This is a genomic window from Gemmiger sp. An120 (assembly GCF_002160955.1).
GTDB lineage: Bacteria > Bacillota > Clostridia > Oscillospirales > Ruminococcaceae > Gemmiger_A > Gemmiger_A avium.
Genome location: NZ_NFLN01000009.1, coordinates 28,604 through 45,270, shown reverse-complemented (window position 1 = coordinate 45,270; position 16,667 = coordinate 28,604). Strand labels below are relative to the sequence as shown.

Here is a 16,667-nt window from a genome sequence, read left to right as displayed (position 1 = left end):
ATCTCTCCTTATCAGAACAGTGCGTAATCGGGCTCTACCTTTTTCACCAGTTTATTGGCCAGCAGCACCAGCAGGAACGAGAATACCGACTGGTACAGGCCCGCCGCGCTGGTCATGCCGAACTCCTGCAGCTGCAGCAGGGAGCGGGTTACGTAGGTATCGATCACGTCGGTGACCTCCAGCACCATGGGGTTGTTGCCGGTGACCTGCCAGAACATCTGGAAGTCGCCCTTCATGATGGTGCCGATGGCCAGCAGGAACAGGATCACGATGGTGGGCCTGATGCCCGGCAGGGTGATGTAGCGGATTTTCTGCCACATGTTGGCCCCGTCCAGGTCGGCCGCTTCGTAGAGCTGCCCGTCAATGTTCATGATGCTGGCCAGGTACATTACCGTGCCGTAGCCCACATTCTTGAAAGCACTGACCCCGATCAGGATGAAGGGCCACACCGCTTTGTTGGAGTATACATCCACCGGGTTGAGCCCCAGCGATTCCAGGAAGGTATTGACCGCGCCAAACTCGTAGTTGAACATGTTGTAGATGAACGCCCCGACCACAACCCAGGAAATAAAGTAGGGGAAGAACATCACCGACTGGGTAATCCGTTTGAACCACTTGCCTGCCAGCTCGCTGAGCAGGATCGCGCAGGTGATCTGGAGGAAGGTGTTCACAAACAGGAATGCCAGGTTGTACAGGATGGTGTTGCGGGTCACGCTCCAGGCTTTGCCCGACTGGAAGAAATACTCGAAGTTCTTGAACGCTACCCAGGGGCTGCCAAAGATACCGTCGTGGTAGTTGTACTCCTTGAAGGCAAGCACGATGCCGCCCATCGGAATGTAGCACATCAGGATCACCACGATAGCCGCCGGAAGCAGCATCAGCCACTTGACACGGTTCTCACGCAGGTCCCGGAGTAAGGCGTTTGTGTGCCGCTTCACGGTCCTCATCCTCCTTGTCCGGTACGTTTCTTTGTCCATTTCCATGGTACCAGACCGGGATTTGCAAAACAACGGGAGCCAATTATGAAAAGAGGGAAAAATTATGCTGTTTCGTAAAAAATAACTCTTTTGCACCAAATTCCATTGAAGCATGCATAAATTTAGTCTATATTATATATGAAATGTACAAATCCGTGAAATGGAGGATGCCGAAATGCGTTTTTCGGTGCTTGTGGTGGACGATGAAAAGATGCCCCGGGAGATCCTGCGGGAGTATCTGCCCTGGGAAGAACTGCGGGTGGACCGGATAGAGGAAGCCGAGGACGGCGCCCAGGCGCTGGAACTGGCCCGGCAGCACCGGCCGGACATTGTGATCAGCGACGTGAAGATGCCCCGTATGAACGGGTTGGAACTGGCCGCGGCGGTGCGGGAGCTGTATCCGGACTGTCAGTTCATCTTTCTCAGCGGCTACACCGACAAGGAGTATCTGAAAGGCGCCATCAAACTGAAGGCCGCCAGCTATGTGGAAAAGCCCATTGATCTGGAGGAGCTGACCGCCGTGCTGCGGGAGGTGACCGCGGAACTGGAAGCCCACGCCCGTCCCGACCCGAATCTGGTGTTCTACCGGGGGGAGGACGGGGATTTTTCCCTGCCGAGGAACGGACAGGTATATGTGTTTGACAAATCGGTATTTTCGGAACTGAGCAACCGTATCCGCCACAAGCGCCGCAGCGAAACCATGGATCTGCTGGGGGAAATTTACCGGGATATCCGCCGGTGCGAGGCCACCCCGCCGGAGGTGATCCGCAACCTGTACTGTCAGATTGTGTTTGCGTTGCTGTCCGCTGCGGAAAGCCGCCATATCACCGCCGTGACCGAGCAGGGGGACTATCTGCTTTACACCGCCGCCAAACAGCCTACCCTGCGGCAGTTGTGGGAGGCCCTGTCTGCGGCAATACAGGCCTATTTCCAGGCAGTAGAATCCAACGCCCAGGATATTGTGACCCGTGTAGACGAGTATCTGGCCGCCCACTATGCAGACAGCACCCTGACCGTGCAGACCATGGCATCGGATCTGGGATTCGTACATACCTACCTGTGCAACGCCTACAAAAAAAACTGTGGGCATACCATCAACCAGAAACTTACCGAGCTGCGGATAAACCGGGCCAAGCTGCTGCTGGCCGACCCGTCCCGGAAGCTCTACGAAGTTGCCCACGCGGTGGGCTACGCCGACGGCAAGTATTTTGTAAAGCTGTTTACCAAAGAAGTGGGCATCCCGCCCAAACTCTACCGGGAGAACCATAACTGCTATGAAGAAGAGTAAACTGTACGCCTGGGGGCGTTCGCTGCTGCTGGATGCCAAGCTGCGCGGCAAGCTGCTGGTGATCTTTTTTCTGCTGCTGGTGCTGCCGCTGGGCGTGTTCACCCTGTACGCCTTTCACCGGATCAACGGTGTGATTGAGGAGCAGACCTTCTCCGCCGCGGAAAAGGCCTTTGAAGACACCCATATTGCGGTAGAGGATCTGTTTGACCGGCTGCCGCAGGTGGCGGATATTCTGGCCATGGACTCTTCCCTGTACGCCCTGGCAGCCAGCGACCCGGCTGATACCTCCTACATCCAGCGGCTGCAGGACCGGGACCGGATCTCCACCACCTTTTCCTATCTGCGCTCCCTGTCCGGGGTGGACCGTATCCGGCTGTATGTGAGCAACGACTATCTGTACACCAACTCGGCCGACATTGTGTCGCTGAGTTCCGCCGCCGGCAGCCAGTGGCTGGCGGCGTTTCAGGACGGCGCTTCCGCCCACTGGTTTGCCCCGTCGGATTTTTCCGATCAGCCCGCCGGGGAACAAAACTGGTATGCGCTGATGCGGGTGATCTACCATCCCAGCCATGTGCAGGAACCGTTGGCCATCCTGCGGATTGACATTGCCGCCGACCGGATCGACGCGGCTGTGAATCGCAGCACCATCACCCAGAATGGCATTGTATTTCTTTTGGATGGGAACCAGGTGCTGACCGGTTCCTCCGATCAGGCACAGGATCTGGCCGATATTCTGGCCCCGGAAAACGGGGATCAGCCTGTCGGCAGCTGGAACGACCTGTCGGCAGGCAGGCGCAAATACCATACCCGCTACATCCAGCTGGAGGACTGCGGCTGGACGCTGGCCGTTGTTCTGCCTCACGACGATATCTTCCGCACCAGCCGGGAGTTGCAGTTGGAACTGCTGGCAGTGGTGGTTTTGCTGGCCGGGGCTGCCTATCTGCTGGCCTATCTGCTGAGCCAGTCGATGGTGCGGCGGCTGCTGCGCCTGAACGATACCATGCAGGCCGTACAGCACGGCGATGTATCCGCCCGTGTGGAACCGCTGGGGCAGGATGAGATCGGGCAGCTGGCACGCAGTTTCAGCAACATGATGACCCGCATCGACACCCTGATGGACGAAAAGCTGGAACAGGGCCAGCAGATCAAGGCGCTGGAACTGAAAGCCCTGCAGGCACAGATCAACCCGCATTTTCTGTATAACTCGCTGGATCTGATCAACTGCACCGCCATTGCCCATCATGTGCCCCAGATCAGCCGGATGGTCAACGCGCTGGCCCAGTTCTACCGGCTGTCCCTGAGCCGCGGGCGGGAGGTCATTCCGCTGGCGGATGAACTGCGCCATGTGCGGCTGTATGTGGAGATCCAGAACATGCGGTTCGAGAACCGGGTGCAGGTGGTATGGGATGTGGAACCGGGCACCGAGCGGTATCTGGTAATCAAGATCGTGCTGCAGCCCATTATCGAAAACGCCATCATCCACGGAATATTTGAAAAGCCGGACAAGACCGGCACCGTGCGGGTATCGGTACGGCGCTGCGAAGAGGGTCTGCGCATCCTGGTGGAGGACGACGGGGTGGGCATGGACGCCGAAACCCTGGCCGCCAACTTTGCGGCGGATGCCTCCAGCGCCAACACCAAGGGCGGCTACGGTGTGCGCAACATCAACGAGCGGCTGCACCTGGCCTACGGCCCGCCCTACGGGCTGTACTGCGAGAGCACACCGGGTGCCGGCACCCGGGTAGCCGTGCTGATTCCCGCTGTGGAACCGCCGGAAGAAACCGATGAATAACCAAACCGGGCCCGGAAGGGGGCGTCTCCCCTTTTCCGGGCCCGGTTGCTTTGTTCAGATTTTTTTAGGACGGCGCAGCAGCAGCCGGAGCAGTTCCGATACGGTACCGGCATGGGGCTGCAGGCGGCGGCCCCGGACAACCGTGTACCGGGCACGGGTATCGGCCAGCTCGCCGGGCGCGGCGGCGGTCAGATCCCGGTCGGTGACAAAGAAGCTGGCCTCCTTGCCCGGTTCCAGGGTGCCGGTGTCGGCCAGTTCTCCCAGCATCCGGGCAGGATTGACGGTGTAGCTGCACAGTGCCTGCCAGGGGGTCAGGGACTGGTCAGGCAGGTAGTAGTCCACCATGCCCAGCATCTGGGCATAGGGATCGATGGACTGCACCGGCGAATCGCTGGAGCCGCACAGGCAGACCCCCGCCTCGGCCAGTTCCCGCAGCGGGATCTGCCGTCCGATCACTTCAGGGGTCAGAAAATGCTCATAGCTTTTCAGGTACCGCTTGTCCAGCCAGGAAAAGCCGGGCTGCACCGTGACCGCCAGGGGCAGGGTTTTCAGGGTTTCCACTTCCTCCCGGCAGGGGAACTCGCAGTGGTCTATCCTATGCAGCGGCGCGCCGTCGACAGTATCGCGGGGCAGCAGTTCCTTATACAGCCCCAGAATCTGGCGGATGGCGGCGCTGCCGATGGCATGGCAGCTGAACTGCACCCCGTTTGCGATGGCCCGGGCCAGCCGGGTGTGGATAAATTCCCGGCTGCGGTAGCAGTGGCCGGTGTCGTCCCGGTCTTTATAGGGAATGTCAAAGGCGGCGCTGTGGGAGCCCACCGAACCGTCCAGTTCCCAGGCGCCGCAGCCGCCCATCCGGGGCACGGCCTGCAGCCGGAAAAACCGCTCGGCCTTTTCCGGCGAGGTATACTGCGGGAACAGGCGCACGTCGATCTCCATGCGGCGGGCAATAAAGGCCAGCGCGGCGGTGAGCCAGTCGCTGTCCACATCCTCGTTGCCGTCCAGCGCGCAGACACGGCCGATGCCGTACCGGGCGCACTCGTCGGTAAAGCGGGCGATCCCCTGCGCCAGCAGCCGGGGGCTCACCGACGCAGCGATCAGGCCGGTGACCCGGCCCTGGATGAACTCGTGGGCTTCGCCGGAAAAGATGCCGTCGTGGCCCTCCTCGGGGATTTTCAGCGCCCGCATCAGGGCGGTGGACATGGCGCTGCTGTGCCCGTCGATGTTGTAGACCACCGCTTTGCGGCCGCCCGTCCAGTCATCCAGCTCCTGCCGGGTGGGCAGGCGCTTTTGGGCCACAGCAGAGGTCACATAGCCGTTGGCCACCATCAGTTTCTGGCGGGGATTCTCCCGGCACCAGGCGCGGATGCTCTGCTCCACCCCGGCCAGGGTATCCGGCCAGAGCCGTCCCTCCCGCACCTGGCAGATGGGGAAGCTGCTGGCCGCCAGCACAATGCTGTACAGCAGGTGCAGGTGGCTGTCGGTCAGGGCCGGAAACACATGGCCCTGTTCCAGATCCACCCGTTCCCATCCGGCGGCATCAGCGGGTTCTGCATCGGCCAGCCAGGTGATGCGGCCGTCCTCCACCCCCAGGCAGCGGAAAGTTTCCTCCGGCGAACGGAGGGTATGGATACTTCCATTTGTATATAGTGTTTTCATACTGTTACCACATTGCCCACGGCCATGAGAACATAGGCCGCGGCGATTACAATCTGCATGCTGGTGCCGCCCCAGCGTCCCAGCAGGGATTCGCCCGGTTCCCGGCGGCATTTGCGATAGGCGGGCACCACCAGCAGCGCGATCAGAATGGCGATCAGGCCGCCGGCCAGCCGCATGAATTCCAGAGCCCCAGGAAGGTCATGAGCAGCGAGGGCGCGGTGGCCACCAGCCAGCAGGCGGCCCGGCCCCAGTGCAGCTGCTCGGCCACAATATCGGCCAGTGCCAGCGAGATGGACCAGTAGGTGGTGAGCATGGCCAGAATGGTAAAGACCGAGCCTACCAGTTCCGCCCAGCTGCCGATGCCCCGGCTCCAGCCGATCATGGCCACCTCGGTGACCTCGTCAGAGGCCAGCAGTGCACAGACGGTGATGACCAGGATCAGCACAAAGTTGTTCAGGATGCCCAGGAACACCGCCCTGCGGATTTTGGCCCCGTCCCCGCCCAGACCGGCAGCCGCCTGCGGCACCGAAAAGAAGGCGGAAAAGGCAAACATGGCCATGCCGAAGTAGGCCAGCGCCTGGTTGACGGTACCCGCGGCCAGCGGCAGCGGATTGCGGATATTGGCCAGCGAGCAGACCGCCAGCAGAGCCACCAGCGCAAAGATGGCACCGATGGCGATCTTTTCGCTGACACCCACCGCCTTGAGGCCGAACAGCACCACCGAGGCCGCAAACACATAGAAGACCAGCCGGGCTGCCCATTCCGGCATGCCCAGCATGGCGCTGAGAATCTCGGCCGCGCCGGATATGTAGGCGGCCAGATTGGTGAAGAGCACCAGTGCCATCACCACAAAGAAGCCGGTAGTGAGCGCTTTGCGGAATCGGCCTGCAAACACATATTTGGAGAACACGGCGATGATCTGGGCGTCGCTGCCGCTTTTGATGGCCAGCTCGGCGATCATGCAGTGCAGGATTACGCTGGCTGCAAAGGCCGCCAGCAGGATAACAAGGCTCATCGGCACGCCGTTGCGGGCCGACAGCCAGGGCATGGCCAGCACCCCGCCCCCGATGCCGTAGCCGGTGACAATGCAGGCGCTTTCCCACACGGTAAGCTGTTTGTTTTTCATGGTTCTTTCCTCCCTCACACACATGGGATTATTATGGCACAATCCGACAAAAATCACAATGTGCAATCGGGCAGAATCACTCAATTGTTGCAATCAAACGCCGGGCTTGCTAAAATAAAGGCAGTTCGCGGCAGCGGCCGCGGCCCAATCTTTCCACAGGAGGAATCAATACTATGGGCACAAAAACGAAAAATAAGGAACGCCTCAATACCTGGCTGGTGGTGTTTATCATCATCGCGCTGGCTGCGGCGCTTTCCTGGGTTATCCCCTCCGGCGCGTTTGAATACGAAATCATCGACGTGAACGGTACCATGCGGGAGGTTGCGGTCTCCGGCACGTTCCACTACATAGACAAATCCGAGGCTGTGCCTACCGGGCTGCTGGGGCTGTTTGCTTCCCTGTATTCCGGCTGCGTCTCCTCGGCTGACATCATCTTTGTTATTCTGACCTGCGCCGCCACCTTCGGCGTCATGGTCAAAACCGGCGCGTTCCATGCGGGCATCGGCCGGGTCATGCAGAAGCTGGGCAGCCGGGACCTGATCCTGATCCCGGTGCTGATGCTCATCTTCGGTCTGGGCGGCTCGGTCTTTGGCATGCTGAGCGAGTTTTACGGTTTCTATCCGCTGATTATCGGCCTGATGATCGCCCTGGGCTTTGATGCCATGACCGGCTTTGCCATTGTGGCGCTGGGTGAGTTCGTAGGCTTCATGGCCGCCACCCTGAACCCCTACACCGTGGCGGTGGCCCAGTCCATCGCCGGGGTGGAACTGTACTCCGGGCTGGGGTTCCGGGCTGTCTGCTTTGTGGTATTCATGGGCATCGCCATCACCTATGTGGTGCGTTACGCCCAGAAGGTACGCCGGGATCCGTCCAAGTCGGTGGTGCTGGGCGACCCCTGCGTGCACTCCTTTGACCGCAGCCAGCTGGACGAATACCAGTTCAACTGGCGGCACGGCCTGATCCTGCTGGACGTGCTGGTAACCCTGATCATCCTGATGGTGGGCCTGATCGAACTGGGCTGGGGCTACAAGGAGCTGTGCGGCCTGTTCATCATCATGTCCGCTGTGGCCGCCATCATTGACGGCTGGTCCGCCAACAAGTACTGCGACGAGATGCTGGCCGGCGCCAAGGGCGTGCTGTGGGGCTGCATCCTGACCGGCCTGGCCAAGGGCATCGTGGTCATCATGCAGGACGCCATGATCATGGACACCGTGATCTATTTCCTGAGCAATCTACTGCAGGGCGCCCCCACCTTTATCTCCGCGCAGCTGATGCTGGTGGTGCAGACCCTGATCAACTTTATCATCCCCTCCGGTTCCGGTCAGGCGGCGGCGACCATGCCCATCATGGCCCCGCTGGCCGACAGCCTGGGCCTGAGCCGTCAGGTGGCCTGCCTGGCGTTCCAGTTCGGCGACGGTCTGTCCAACCTGCTGTGGCCCACCTGCAGCATTGTGATTGTCTGCGGCCTGGGCGACGTGCGGTATGACCGCTGGCTCAAGTGGTTCGGCAAGCTGTTTGCCTGCCTGGTGGTAGCCCAGGTGATTCTGCTGCAGGTCGCGGTTATGACCGGCATGTAAGGGGGGAGGAACGCGTGGACGCAATGTGGGAACAAATCGGCCGCGAGGCCATTGAGCTGCGCCGTCAGCTGCACAGCCGTCCTGAACTGTCGGAGCAGGAACACGGCACCATGGAACTGCTGGCGCAGAAGCTGGAGGCGCTGGGAATCCCCTGCACCCGCGGCGTGGCGGACACTGGCCTGGTGGGGCTGATCGAGGGCGCGTTCGACGGGCCCACGGTGGGCCTGCGGGCGGACATCGACGCGCTGCCCATCCAGGAAGAGAACGAGGATCTGGCCTGCCGTTCCCAGGTACCGGGTGTAATGCATGCCTGCGGGCATGATGTACACACGGCGGTGCTCTGGGGCACGGCCGCTGTTCTGGCCGGCATGCGGGAGAAGCTGCACGGCCGCGTCAAGCTGTTTTTCCAGCCTGCGGAGGAATCCATCGGCGGCGCTGAGCGGATGATCCGGGAAGGCGTACTGGAAAACCCGCACGTGGACTATGTGCTGGGCCTGCACGCCGACCCGACCCTGCCCGCCGGGCAGATCGGCGTCAAGTACGGCAAGATGTACGCGGCGTCGGATATGATCAACCTGAAAATCTACGGGCGCTCCTGCCATGGGGCCCATCCCAGCGACGGGGTGGACGCCATTCTGATCGCCGCCCAGATCCTGACGGCGGTGCAGTCGGTGGTAAGCCGCAACGTGAGCCCCACCGATTCGGCGGTGTGCAGCTTCGGCACCATCCGGGGCGGCAACGTGCGCAACCAGATTGCGGATTATGTGGAGATGAGCGGCATCATCCGTACCCTGGATCCGGACACCCGGCTTTTTGCCCGGGAGCGGGTGCGCACCATCTGCGAGCAGACCGCCGCCATGATGGGCGGCCGGGCGGAGTTTACTGTGCAGCCCAGCTACTCCCCCCTGATCAACGACGACGACATGGTGGATCTGGTGCGCCAGACGGCCGCCGGTATCCTGGGTGAGGAGAATGTGATTCCGGAAAATGTACCCTCGCTGGGTGTGGAGGACTTTGCCTACTTTGCCGCCGCGCGGCCCGGCTGTTTCTTCCACCTGGGCTGCGGCGACACCGAACATCCGGAGAGCCGTGTGCTGCACAGCTGCCATTTCCGGGCGGACGAGCGCTGCATCCCCCTGGGTATTCAGCTGCAGGTGTCCAATGTACTGCGGGTGCTGGAGACCTACGCCAAATAATTCCCATATTAAAAACGACCTGGACGGTTGATGCCGTTCAGGTCGTTTTGCTTTTATGCGGGTCGGATCAGTCCGCTGGCTCCAGGCCGGGGATGGGCACCGAATCGTCGATGCAGTAGACACATTTCAGGCTTTCCAGGCAGTCCCGGGTAAGGTCATAGCTCACCCCGTCCCGCGTCCAGCGGATCATGCACCCGATCATGGTTTTGGTTACCACCTCCGCCAGTTTTTCCGCCGGGGCCGGATTGCGGATAATCCCCTGCTCCTGACACTGGCGGATATACGGCACAATAAAGTTGGTGGAATACAGATATTCATAGGTAATCCCGATGGGCGAACCATCCCGTACCTTTTTGGAAATGTTGATTTTGCTCAGTTCGGCACCGTTTTCCAATACCGACGCCAGGTTCAGCCGATGGAAATAAAACAGTTTTTCCAACGGACTGCCGCAGGCGTTCAGCCTGTCCAGATGTTCCTGGGTCATGATGTAGTTATATTTGAACATCTGGTCAATCACATCGTCGATGGATTTGAACTGGTAATAGAAGGTGCTGCGGGCCACGAACGCTTCCCGGCAGATGTCCTGCACCGTTACGTTTTCGCAGCCTTTTTCCCGGATCAGACGGGCGGTAGTGGCGATAATGTTCTTTTTATTCTCGTTCATTGCACTTTCTCTGGACACAGGGCGTACAGTTGTTCAGACATGTGTCCGATCTCCTTTACCCCAGTATACCACGTATGTTAAATTGTTGCCAGACCCAAAGGAGGTAAGAAGAATGAAAAGAGCAACAGCAATCGTTCTTGCCCTGGTGCTGGCGGTATCGCTTTTCACCGCCTGCAACTCCGGCAGCAGCAGTGTATCCTCGGGTGCCCGCTATAAGGCGGGCACCTACACCGTCACGGTGGACGGGCGCAACGGCCCCCTCACCATGGAGGGCGTGTTTACCGAAGATGCCATCGAGAGCCTAACCGTCACGTCCCACAGCGAGACGGAAGGCATCAGCGACGGCGCTATCCAGGATCTGCCTCAGCAGATTGTGGACGCCCAGTCGCTGCAGGTAGACGCCGTGGCCGGCGCCACCATCACCAGTGAAGCGGTGATCGCCGCGGTGAAGGATCTGGTGGAGCAGTACGCCCCGGCCTACAGCGGCGAGTACAACACCACGATGATCAGCGATACCGGCGACGCCATCACCATGGGTCTTGAGGTGGGCGCCGATGTTTACATCAGCGGTTTCATGATGGGCGGCACTGGCCACACCTACATGACCGAGGCCGATCTGGAAGCCACCTACGCGGACCACACCACCCCCAAGACCTCGGTGTATCTGAATCCCCTGGGCCTGCGGGTGAACAGCGAAGATCCTATTGCTTATACAGCTTCTGCCTGTTATGTAAATCCAGATGGTCCTGACTATTACTGGGCCATTCTGAACGAGGAACAGGCCCAGAGCACCGGCTATATCCAGTACATTGACGAGATCATGGCCAACGGCGGCGACGCCTACAAGGCGGACAGCCTGGACGAACTGGCCAACATGATCCGGATGCCGGCGGCCAACCTGCGGTATTCCATGAACCGGTACAACCAGTTCTGCGAAAACGGCGTGGACAAGGATTACGGCAAGAGCGCCGACTACCTGATCAAGATGGAGGAAGGCCCCTGGTATGCCGTCAAGGCGACCATGACCTATTTCGGCACGGTGGGAGGACTTGTAACCAACGAGAATGTCGAAGTGCTGACCCCGGAAGGCACGGCGATCCCCGGCCTGTACGCGGCGGGCGAAGCCTCCAACGGCGGGTTCTTCAACATGAGCTATTCCGGCGGCTTTGCTTTGATCATTGACGCCACCATGGGCCGGATTGCCGGCACCAACGCGGCCAAACTGGCCGGATGATTTTCCCCTTTGAAAAAGCGGCCCGCCAGGCGGGCCGCTTTTTCTTATGGCTTGCTCATTGCGAACAGTTGCAGGCAGCTTCGCGCACGGCGGCAGCCAGCTGCACCAGCAGTTCGGCGCGGGGGCTGTCCGGCAGGCAGACAAAATGGAATGGCCGTTCCAAATGCAGGTCTTCCAGCTCCATAATCTGTACAAGGCCCTGTGCCAGCAGCGAACGGGCCGCCGCTTCGTAGGCAAATGTAATTCCCTTGCCCGCCGCCACCAGCCCCAGCAGGGTGGGCAGATGCTCGATCTCGCACAGTTCCGCGTAATCCTCCACCGACAGGTTGTGGGAGCGGCACTCCCCTTCAAAAATATCCCGGGTACCGCTGCCCTTCTCCCGCAGAATCAGCGGCGCGCCCAGGGTATCCTTCAGGCAGCGGAACGCGGCAAACGGGCTGCCCGGGCGGCACAGGCCCACAAACCGGCCAAGGTAAAACGGCTGATGCGCATAGCGGGCGCGTTCAAAATTGCCCTCGATCAGGGCAAAATCCAGCTGGCCATCCTCCAGCTGCTCCAGCAGGGCGTGGGTGTTCTGCTGCACCATATGGAACTGCACCTGGGGAAAGCGATCCACCAACGCGGGAAGCACGGCGGGCATCAGCCCGTCCGCAATGGAAAGCGTGGCCCCAAACCGCAGCGCCGGACGCGCCGGGCGGCGTATCTCCTGCATGATCTGTTCGTCCATCGTGGCAAGGCGGCGGCACAGCCGCGCCAGCCGCTGCCCCTCAGCGGTGAGCACAAGGCCCCGCCCCTCCTTTTGAAACAGCTGCACCCCGTAGACTGCCTCCAGCGCCTTGATATGCTGGCTGACGGCAGGCTGGGTCAGATGCAGTTTTTCCGCACAGCGGGTGGTGTTGGGGTCCTGTGCCAGTAAAAGAAAGGTATGCAGCTTTGGGTCCAGCATAATACGGCCGCCCTTCTATAAATTGAACTTATTTATCCGCAATAATTTCTAATTTGATTTTATAGCAAACCGCGTTTATAATCAAGTCCTGGAAAATACAGCCAGGGGATGCCGCTCCGGTTCTCCGGCCAAAAGAAAGGAATACGGTATCCATGAAACAGCTCGCCACCAAAAATGCCCCCGGTTTTCTCGTCTGCCTGGTAATCGCTCTGATTGCTCAGGGCATTGCCAAGTTCTTTCCCAGCATCGGCGCGGCTCTTTTCGCCATCGGCCTGAGCATCCTGTGCGGCAACACCTTCTTGAACCGTCCGGTTTTTGACTCCGGCACGAAGTTCTCCGAGCGCAGCCTGCTGGAATACTCCATCGTACTTACCGGTGCAACCCTGCTGCTGCGGGATATCCTGGCGCTGGGCTGGAACGGTCTGGCCTTTATCGCCTGCCAGATGGCTCTGACCATCGTGGCCGCCTACCAGATCGGGCGGCATATGGGCTTTGGCAAAAAGTTCAGCCTGCTGATGGGGGCCGGCAACGCGGTGTGCGGTTCCTCCGCCATTGCCACCGTTTCCCCGGTGGTGGAGGCGGACAGCAAGGACAAGGGCATTTCCATCACCATTGTGAACGTAACCGGCACCATTCTGATGGTTCTGCTGCCTCTGATCACCGGTTTTGTGTATCAGCATGAGGTGCTGCACACCTCCGCCATGATCGGCGGTACCCTGCAGTCCATCGGGCAGGTGATTGCTTCGGCCCAGCTGGTAGGCGGCGAGGTGGTGGAAACCGCCACCATCTTCAAGATCATCCGGATCGTGTTTATCGTGCTGGTGGCGCTGGTGTACTCCCGGGTAAACGCCGACCGGGACGACACGCCGCTGTTTGCCCGGGGCGAAGTGGCCTGGACCAAGGCGGTCAAGGCAGGGGTACCCTGGTTCATCATCGGGTTCTTCCTCATGGCCATCCTGCACAGCCTGGGCGTAATCCCCGCCCCGGTTTCCGCGGTTGCCAAACTGGTAAGCCAGCAGTTTGAGATCATCGCCCTGGCCGCCATCGGAATGCGGGTCAAGTTCCGGGATCTGGCCGCCGAGGGCCCCCGCGCCATGGTATACGGCGTGAGTGTGGGCGCCTGCCAGATTCTGTTTGCGCTGGTACTGATCCGGGTATTTCTGGGATAATCAAAACGCGCAGCCCTGCACAGGGGCTGCGCGTTTGTTTTTACAGCATGAGCAGGGTGCCCGCCACGATGCAGGCAAGCCCCACGGCTGCCTTGCGGGAGAGCCGTTCCCCGAACACCACCCGGGAAAAGGCGACCGTGACCAGAATACTCAGCTTATCGATGGGCACCACCACGCTGGCCGGCCCTTGCTGCAGCGCCCGGTAGTAGCACAGCCAGGAAGCCCCGGTGGACACGCCGGACAGCAGGATGAACCCCAGTTCGTTGCGGGGAATGCGGCGTACCAGCGTCCGCTTGCCCTTGACAAGAACCATCATCCAGGCCATGACCAGCACCACGCCGGTGCGCAGGGCGGTGCCCAGGTTGGATTCCACCCCGGCAATCCCCAGCTTGCCCAGCAGGGAGGTAAAGGCGGCGAACACCGCCGACAGGACAGCGTAAACCAGCCAGGAACGGCCGGCGGCGCAGCGGACGCAGGACTGTTTGGTCACCATCAGCAGCGTACCGGCGGCAATGGCGGCCAGGCCCGCCAGCTTCAGCGGGCTGACCGGTTCCCCCAGCAAAAAGAAAGCCAGCAGAACCGTGAGCAGGATGCTGCATTTGTCGATGGGCACCACCTTGTTCACGTCCCCCAGCTGCAGCGCCCGGAAATAGCACAGCCAGGAGGCCCCGGTAGCCAGGCCGGAGAGCACCAGAAACGCCCAGGTGCTGCCGGAGAGGGAGGTGGTCTGGGGCGCGGAACCCACGACCCCCACCATCAGCCAGGAAAATGCCAGCACAACCACCGTGCGCACTGCGGTGGCCACATCGGAATCGGTTTTCCGGATGCCGCATTTTGCCAGAATCGCCGTAACACCGGCAAAAAATGCCGAACCGAACGCAAACAGAATCCACATATTGATCCCCCCTGCCGTCCGTTCACTCCCGCTGCAGCATATGACCCCGCAGCGCGGTGGACAGGGCGATTTTTTTGGTCTGGCCGCTGTCAAACTCGATCAAGGCGATGTCCCCCACCCGGCTGGCCAGGGTGCCGGGCCCGAACACCCGATGCCGCAGGCGGGTGCCCACGGTGTATTCCTCGGTTTCCACCGGCTGCTCCCGGGCCGTAAAGCGGGAGGGCTGCCAGGAAACCGGGGCGGCGGGGGCGGGACGCGCCGGTTTCTCCTTTTCCGGGAAAAGCTCCCGGGCAAAGGCTGAATCCAGGCCGGGTTTCTGGAAGGTGATCACCCGCAGCCGGTTCTTTGCGCGGGTCATCCCCACATAGAACAGCCGCCGCTCCTCTTCCCAGGCTTCCCGGGCCTCCGGGTCATCCCCGGCGGGCGGCTGGGCTTTGGGCAGCAGTCCGTCGGCCACATCCATCAGGATCACATTCTCGTATTCCAGGCCCTTGCTGGAATGGATGGTGGACAGGATAAAGGGGCAGTCCGCGTCGGGCGCGCCCTCCTGCACCAGCTGCCGCAATTCCTCCAGACGGGCCAGCAGACGGGCAGGGCTGGGTTCCTGCGCGCCCAGCGCCTGCAGAATATCCGCTTTGCTGCTGTCGCCGCCCCGCTCTTCCAGATAGGCCCCGTATCCCATGAAGTGCACCACCCGGTAGACCGCCTGATCCGCCGGTTCCAGCAGCAGATTGGTCAGATGGGTGCCCAGCGCCCGGCACTGTTTGCGGGTCCAGGCGGAGGCATCCGGATGGTCGGCGATATAGGCCAGCGGCGTGACCCCGGCTTTCTGCGCCCGGTCGGCAGCTTCCCGGGCCAGAACCTTAGTAACGCCCGCCCCCAGCTTGTAGTACAGGGTGAGGAACAGTTCCCCGTCGGTGGGGTCCTGGGCATAGCGCAGAATATCGGTGATGTCCCGCACCACCCGATGGGAGAAAAACAGGCTTTCCACCCGGCGGCACCGGTAAGGGATTCCGGCCCGGGCCAGGCGGTCGATCAGCGGCAGGGCGCTGTCGTTGTCCCGGTAGAGCACGGCGGTCTCCTCGGTACAGCCTGCTGCCAGCGTACACAGGTATTCATATTGTTTATGCCGGTCCCAGAGCGGGATGCGCTCCACCGCCGGGCCGGGGCCCCGGGTGGCGTGCATGTGTTTGGGACGGCGGTTCTGATTCTTTTGAATAAACGCATCCGCGGCCGCCACGATGGGCGCGGCGGAACGGTAGTTCTGCTCCAGATACAGCACCCGGGCGCTGGGATAGGTCTCTTCAAAATGGGTGAGCGCCTGAGGGCAGGCCGCCCGGAATCCATAGATACTCTGATCCTCGTCCCCCACCAGGAACAGGTTGCCGTTTTCCCCGGCCAGCAGCCGCAGGATCACATGCTGAATTTTGGAGGTGTCCTGAGCTTCGTCCACGCACAGGTATTGCCAGCGCGCCCGCAGCCGGGCCAGCAGATCCGGGCAGCGCCGCAGGATGCGCAGGGCATAGACCATCTGGTCGTCGTAGTCCATCCACTGATGCTCCCGCATGGTCTGGCAATAGGTGCGGTAGAGGGCCGGGAAATCGCAGCCCTCTACCTCCAGCTGATCCAGTTCCCCGTCGGCAAGCATCTGGTTTTTGGCACAGGTGATGGCGGTGGCCAGGCCCTTGACGGTGCTTTCGGTGGCAAACTCCCGGCTCTGGGCCCGGAACAGTTCGGCCAGCAGGGCGCTTTTGCGGTTTTCTTCCAGCAGAGAAAAGGCGGTGCGGCCGTATTCCTGCTCATACAGCCGGATGACCCGGCTGCACACCCCGTTGATGGTGCGGAACTCCAGCCGGGCAGCTTCTTCGGGGCCGAAGAACGCGGCGTACCGCTGCCGCATATCCCCCGCCGCCGCCACGGTATAGGTCATGGTAAGGATCGATCCGGCGGGGATGCCGCGCACATGGAGCAGATAGCCCAGGCGGCTGACCAGCACAGTGGTCTTGCCGCTGCCGGGCACCGCCAGCAGCAGTACCGGGCCGTCCACCGTCTGCACCGCGGCCTCCTGCTGAGGATCCAGGCGCAGTGCATAGCGGGTTTTGAACTGGGAAAAATCCATGGGCACACCTCAACCGATTTTATAT

The 16,667-nt window shown here is 61.0% G+C and carries 14 protein-coding genes; 6 read left to right on the top strand and 8 right to left on the bottom strand.

The features are described from left to right. Positions 1-11 precede the first annotated feature (11 nt). The gene (locus B5E65_RS08970; RefSeq protein ID WP_087171434.1) at positions 12-947 is read right to left on the bottom strand and encodes an ABC transporter permease; all 936 of its coding nucleotides are present in this window, start codon (positions 945-947) and stop codon (positions 12-14) included. Positions 948-1,152: 205 nt separating this feature from the next. Between B5E65_RS08970 and B5E65_RS08965 the strand changes: the two genes are divergently transcribed. Together B5E65_RS08965 and B5E65_RS08960 are read left to right on the top strand one after the other, a co-directional pair. Then, positions 1,153-2,265 (top strand): response regulator, encoded by a 1,113-nt coding sequence (locus B5E65_RS08965; RefSeq protein ID WP_087171433.1) that lies wholly within the window; start codon positions 1,153-1,155, stop codon positions 2,263-2,265. Beyond that, entirely contained in the window at positions 2,252-4,057 is a 1,806-nt protein-coding gene (locus B5E65_RS08960; protein WP_087171432.1) for a cache domain-containing sensor histidine kinase, read from the top strand. Before B5E65_RS08965 ends, B5E65_RS08960 begins: the two co-directional genes overlap by 14 nt. Positions 4,058-4,111: 54 nt before the next feature. On the opposite strand, the gene B5E65_RS08955 is transcribed toward B5E65_RS08960, so the two are convergent. From B5E65_RS08955 to B5E65_RS08950, 3 genes are read right to left on the bottom strand one after another with little or no spacing between them, the layout of a single operon-like run. After that, positions 4,112-5,716: an amidohydrolase gene (locus B5E65_RS08955; protein WP_158098553.1), complete on the bottom strand. Its 1,605-nt coding sequence runs from the start codon at positions 5,714-5,716 to the stop codon at positions 4,112-4,114. Next, positions 5,713-5,892 (bottom strand): hypothetical protein, encoded by a 180-nt coding sequence (locus B5E65_RS16400; RefSeq protein ID WP_206406294.1) that lies wholly within the window; start codon positions 5,890-5,892, stop codon positions 5,713-5,715. The genes B5E65_RS08955 and B5E65_RS16400 overlap by 4 nt, the downstream gene beginning before the upstream one ends. Further along, entirely contained in the window at positions 5,871-6,842 is a 972-nt protein-coding gene (locus tag B5E65_RS08950; RefSeq protein WP_206406293.1) for an aromatic amino acid transport family protein, read from the bottom strand. Before B5E65_RS08950 ends, B5E65_RS16400 begins: the two co-directional genes overlap by 22 nt. Before the next feature lie 173 nt (positions 6,843-7,015). Here B5E65_RS08950 and B5E65_RS08945 point away from each other — a divergent pair, with 173 nt between their 5' ends. Both B5E65_RS08945 and B5E65_RS08940 read left to right on the top strand, forming a co-directional pair. Then, positions 7,016-8,419, top strand: a complete 1,404-nt coding sequence (locus B5E65_RS08945; RefSeq protein WP_087171430.1) for a YfcC family protein — start codon at positions 7,016-7,018, stop codon at positions 8,417-8,419. Positions 8,420-8,442: 23 nt separating this feature from the next. After that, a complete protein-coding gene (locus tag B5E65_RS08940; RefSeq protein WP_087171429.1) occupies positions 8,443-9,615 on the top strand; it encodes a M20 metallopeptidase family protein in 1,173 nt (390 codons plus the stop codon). A gap of 67 nt (positions 9,616-9,682) precedes the next feature. Here B5E65_RS08940 and B5E65_RS08935 read toward each other — a convergent pair whose 3' ends face one another. Next, the gene (locus tag B5E65_RS08935; RefSeq protein WP_087171428.1) at positions 9,683-10,279 is read right to left on the bottom strand and encodes a TetR/AcrR family transcriptional regulator; all 597 of its coding nucleotides are present in this window, start codon (positions 10,277-10,279) and stop codon (positions 9,683-9,685) included. A 112-nt stretch (positions 10,280-10,391) separates the two neighbouring features. Between B5E65_RS08935 and B5E65_RS08930 the strand changes: the two genes are divergently transcribed. Continuing rightward, positions 10,392-11,513: an FAD-binding protein gene (locus B5E65_RS08930; protein ID WP_158098552.1), complete on the top strand. Its 1,122-nt coding sequence runs from the start codon at positions 10,392-10,394 to the stop codon at positions 11,511-11,513. Between the two features lie 55 nt (positions 11,514-11,568). Here the strand turns inward: B5E65_RS08930 and B5E65_RS08925 are convergent, their stop codons facing one another. Further along, positions 11,569-12,459 carry a LysR family transcriptional regulator gene (locus B5E65_RS08925; protein ID WP_087171426.1) on the bottom strand — a complete coding sequence of 297 codons (891 nt, stop codon included), beginning with the start codon at positions 12,457-12,459 and terminating at the stop codon, positions 11,569-11,571. 152 nt (positions 12,460-12,611) lie between these two features. On the opposite strand from B5E65_RS08925, the gene B5E65_RS08920 reads away from it, so the two are divergent. Then, positions 12,612-13,628 (top strand): YeiH family protein, encoded by a 1,017-nt coding sequence (locus B5E65_RS08920; RefSeq protein WP_087171425.1) that lies wholly within the window; start codon positions 12,612-12,614, stop codon positions 13,626-13,628. Positions 13,629-13,668: 40 nt separating this feature from the next. On the opposite strand, the gene B5E65_RS08915 is transcribed toward B5E65_RS08920, so the two are convergent. Both B5E65_RS08915 and B5E65_RS08910 read right to left on the bottom strand, forming a co-directional pair. Then, entirely contained in the window at positions 13,669-14,523 is an 855-nt protein-coding gene (locus B5E65_RS08915) for an EamA family transporter (protein WP_087171424.1), read from the bottom strand. 22 nt (positions 14,524-14,545) lie between these two features. Continuing rightward, complete coding sequence (locus tag B5E65_RS08910; RefSeq protein WP_087171423.1) at positions 14,546-16,642, bottom strand: ATP-dependent helicase; 2,097 nt, start codon at positions 16,640-16,642, stop codon at positions 14,546-14,548. Positions 16,643-16,667: the final 25 nt, after the last annotated feature.

Excerpts from the sequence above, each read along its gene's own strand:
- B5E65_RS08970 (WP_087171434.1), bottom strand. The coding sequence starts at position 947 with ATGAGGACCGTGAAGCGGCACACAAACGCCTTACTCCGGGACCTGCGT.
- B5E65_RS08965 (WP_087171433.1), top strand. The coding sequence starts at position 1,153 with ATGCGTTTTTCGGTGCTTGTGGTGGACGATGAAAAGATGCCCCGGGAG.
- B5E65_RS08960 (WP_087171432.1), top strand. The coding sequence starts at position 2,252 with ATGAAGAAGAGTAAACTGTACGCCTGGGGGCGTTCGCTGCTGCTGGAT.
- B5E65_RS08955 (WP_158098553.1), bottom strand. The coding sequence starts at position 5,716 with ATGAAAACACTATATACAAATGGAAGTATCCATACCCTCCGTTCGCCG.
- B5E65_RS16400 (WP_206406294.1), bottom strand. The coding sequence starts at position 5,892 with ATGCGGCTGGCCGGCGGCCTGATCGCCATTCTGATCGCGCTGCTGGTG.
- B5E65_RS08950 (WP_206406293.1), bottom strand. The coding sequence starts at position 6,842 with ATGAAAAACAAACAGCTTACCGTGTGGGAAAGCGCCTGCATTGTCACC.
- B5E65_RS08945 (WP_087171430.1), top strand. The coding sequence starts at position 7,016 with ATGGGCACAAAAACGAAAAATAAGGAACGCCTCAATACCTGGCTGGTG.
- B5E65_RS08940 (WP_087171429.1), top strand. The coding sequence starts at position 8,443 with ATGTGGGAACAAATCGGCCGCGAGGCCATTGAGCTGCGCCGTCAGCTG.
- B5E65_RS08935 (WP_087171428.1), bottom strand. The coding sequence starts at position 10,279 with ATGAACGAGAATAAAAAGAACATTATCGCCACTACCGCCCGTCTGATC.
- B5E65_RS08930 (WP_158098552.1), top strand. The coding sequence starts at position 10,392 with ATGAAAAGAGCAACAGCAATCGTTCTTGCCCTGGTGCTGGCGGTATCG.
- B5E65_RS08925 (WP_087171426.1), bottom strand. The coding sequence starts at position 12,459 with ATGCTGGACCCAAAGCTGCATACCTTTCTTTTACTGGCACAGGACCCC.
- B5E65_RS08920 (WP_087171425.1), top strand. The coding sequence starts at position 12,612 with ATGAAACAGCTCGCCACCAAAAATGCCCCCGGTTTTCTCGTCTGCCTG.
- B5E65_RS08915 (WP_087171424.1), bottom strand. The coding sequence starts at position 14,523 with ATGTGGATTCTGTTTGCGTTCGGTTCGGCATTTTTTGCCGGTGTTACG.
- B5E65_RS08910 (WP_087171423.1), bottom strand. The coding sequence starts at position 16,642 with ATGGATTTTTCCCAGTTCAAAACCCGCTATGCACTGCGCCTGGATCCT.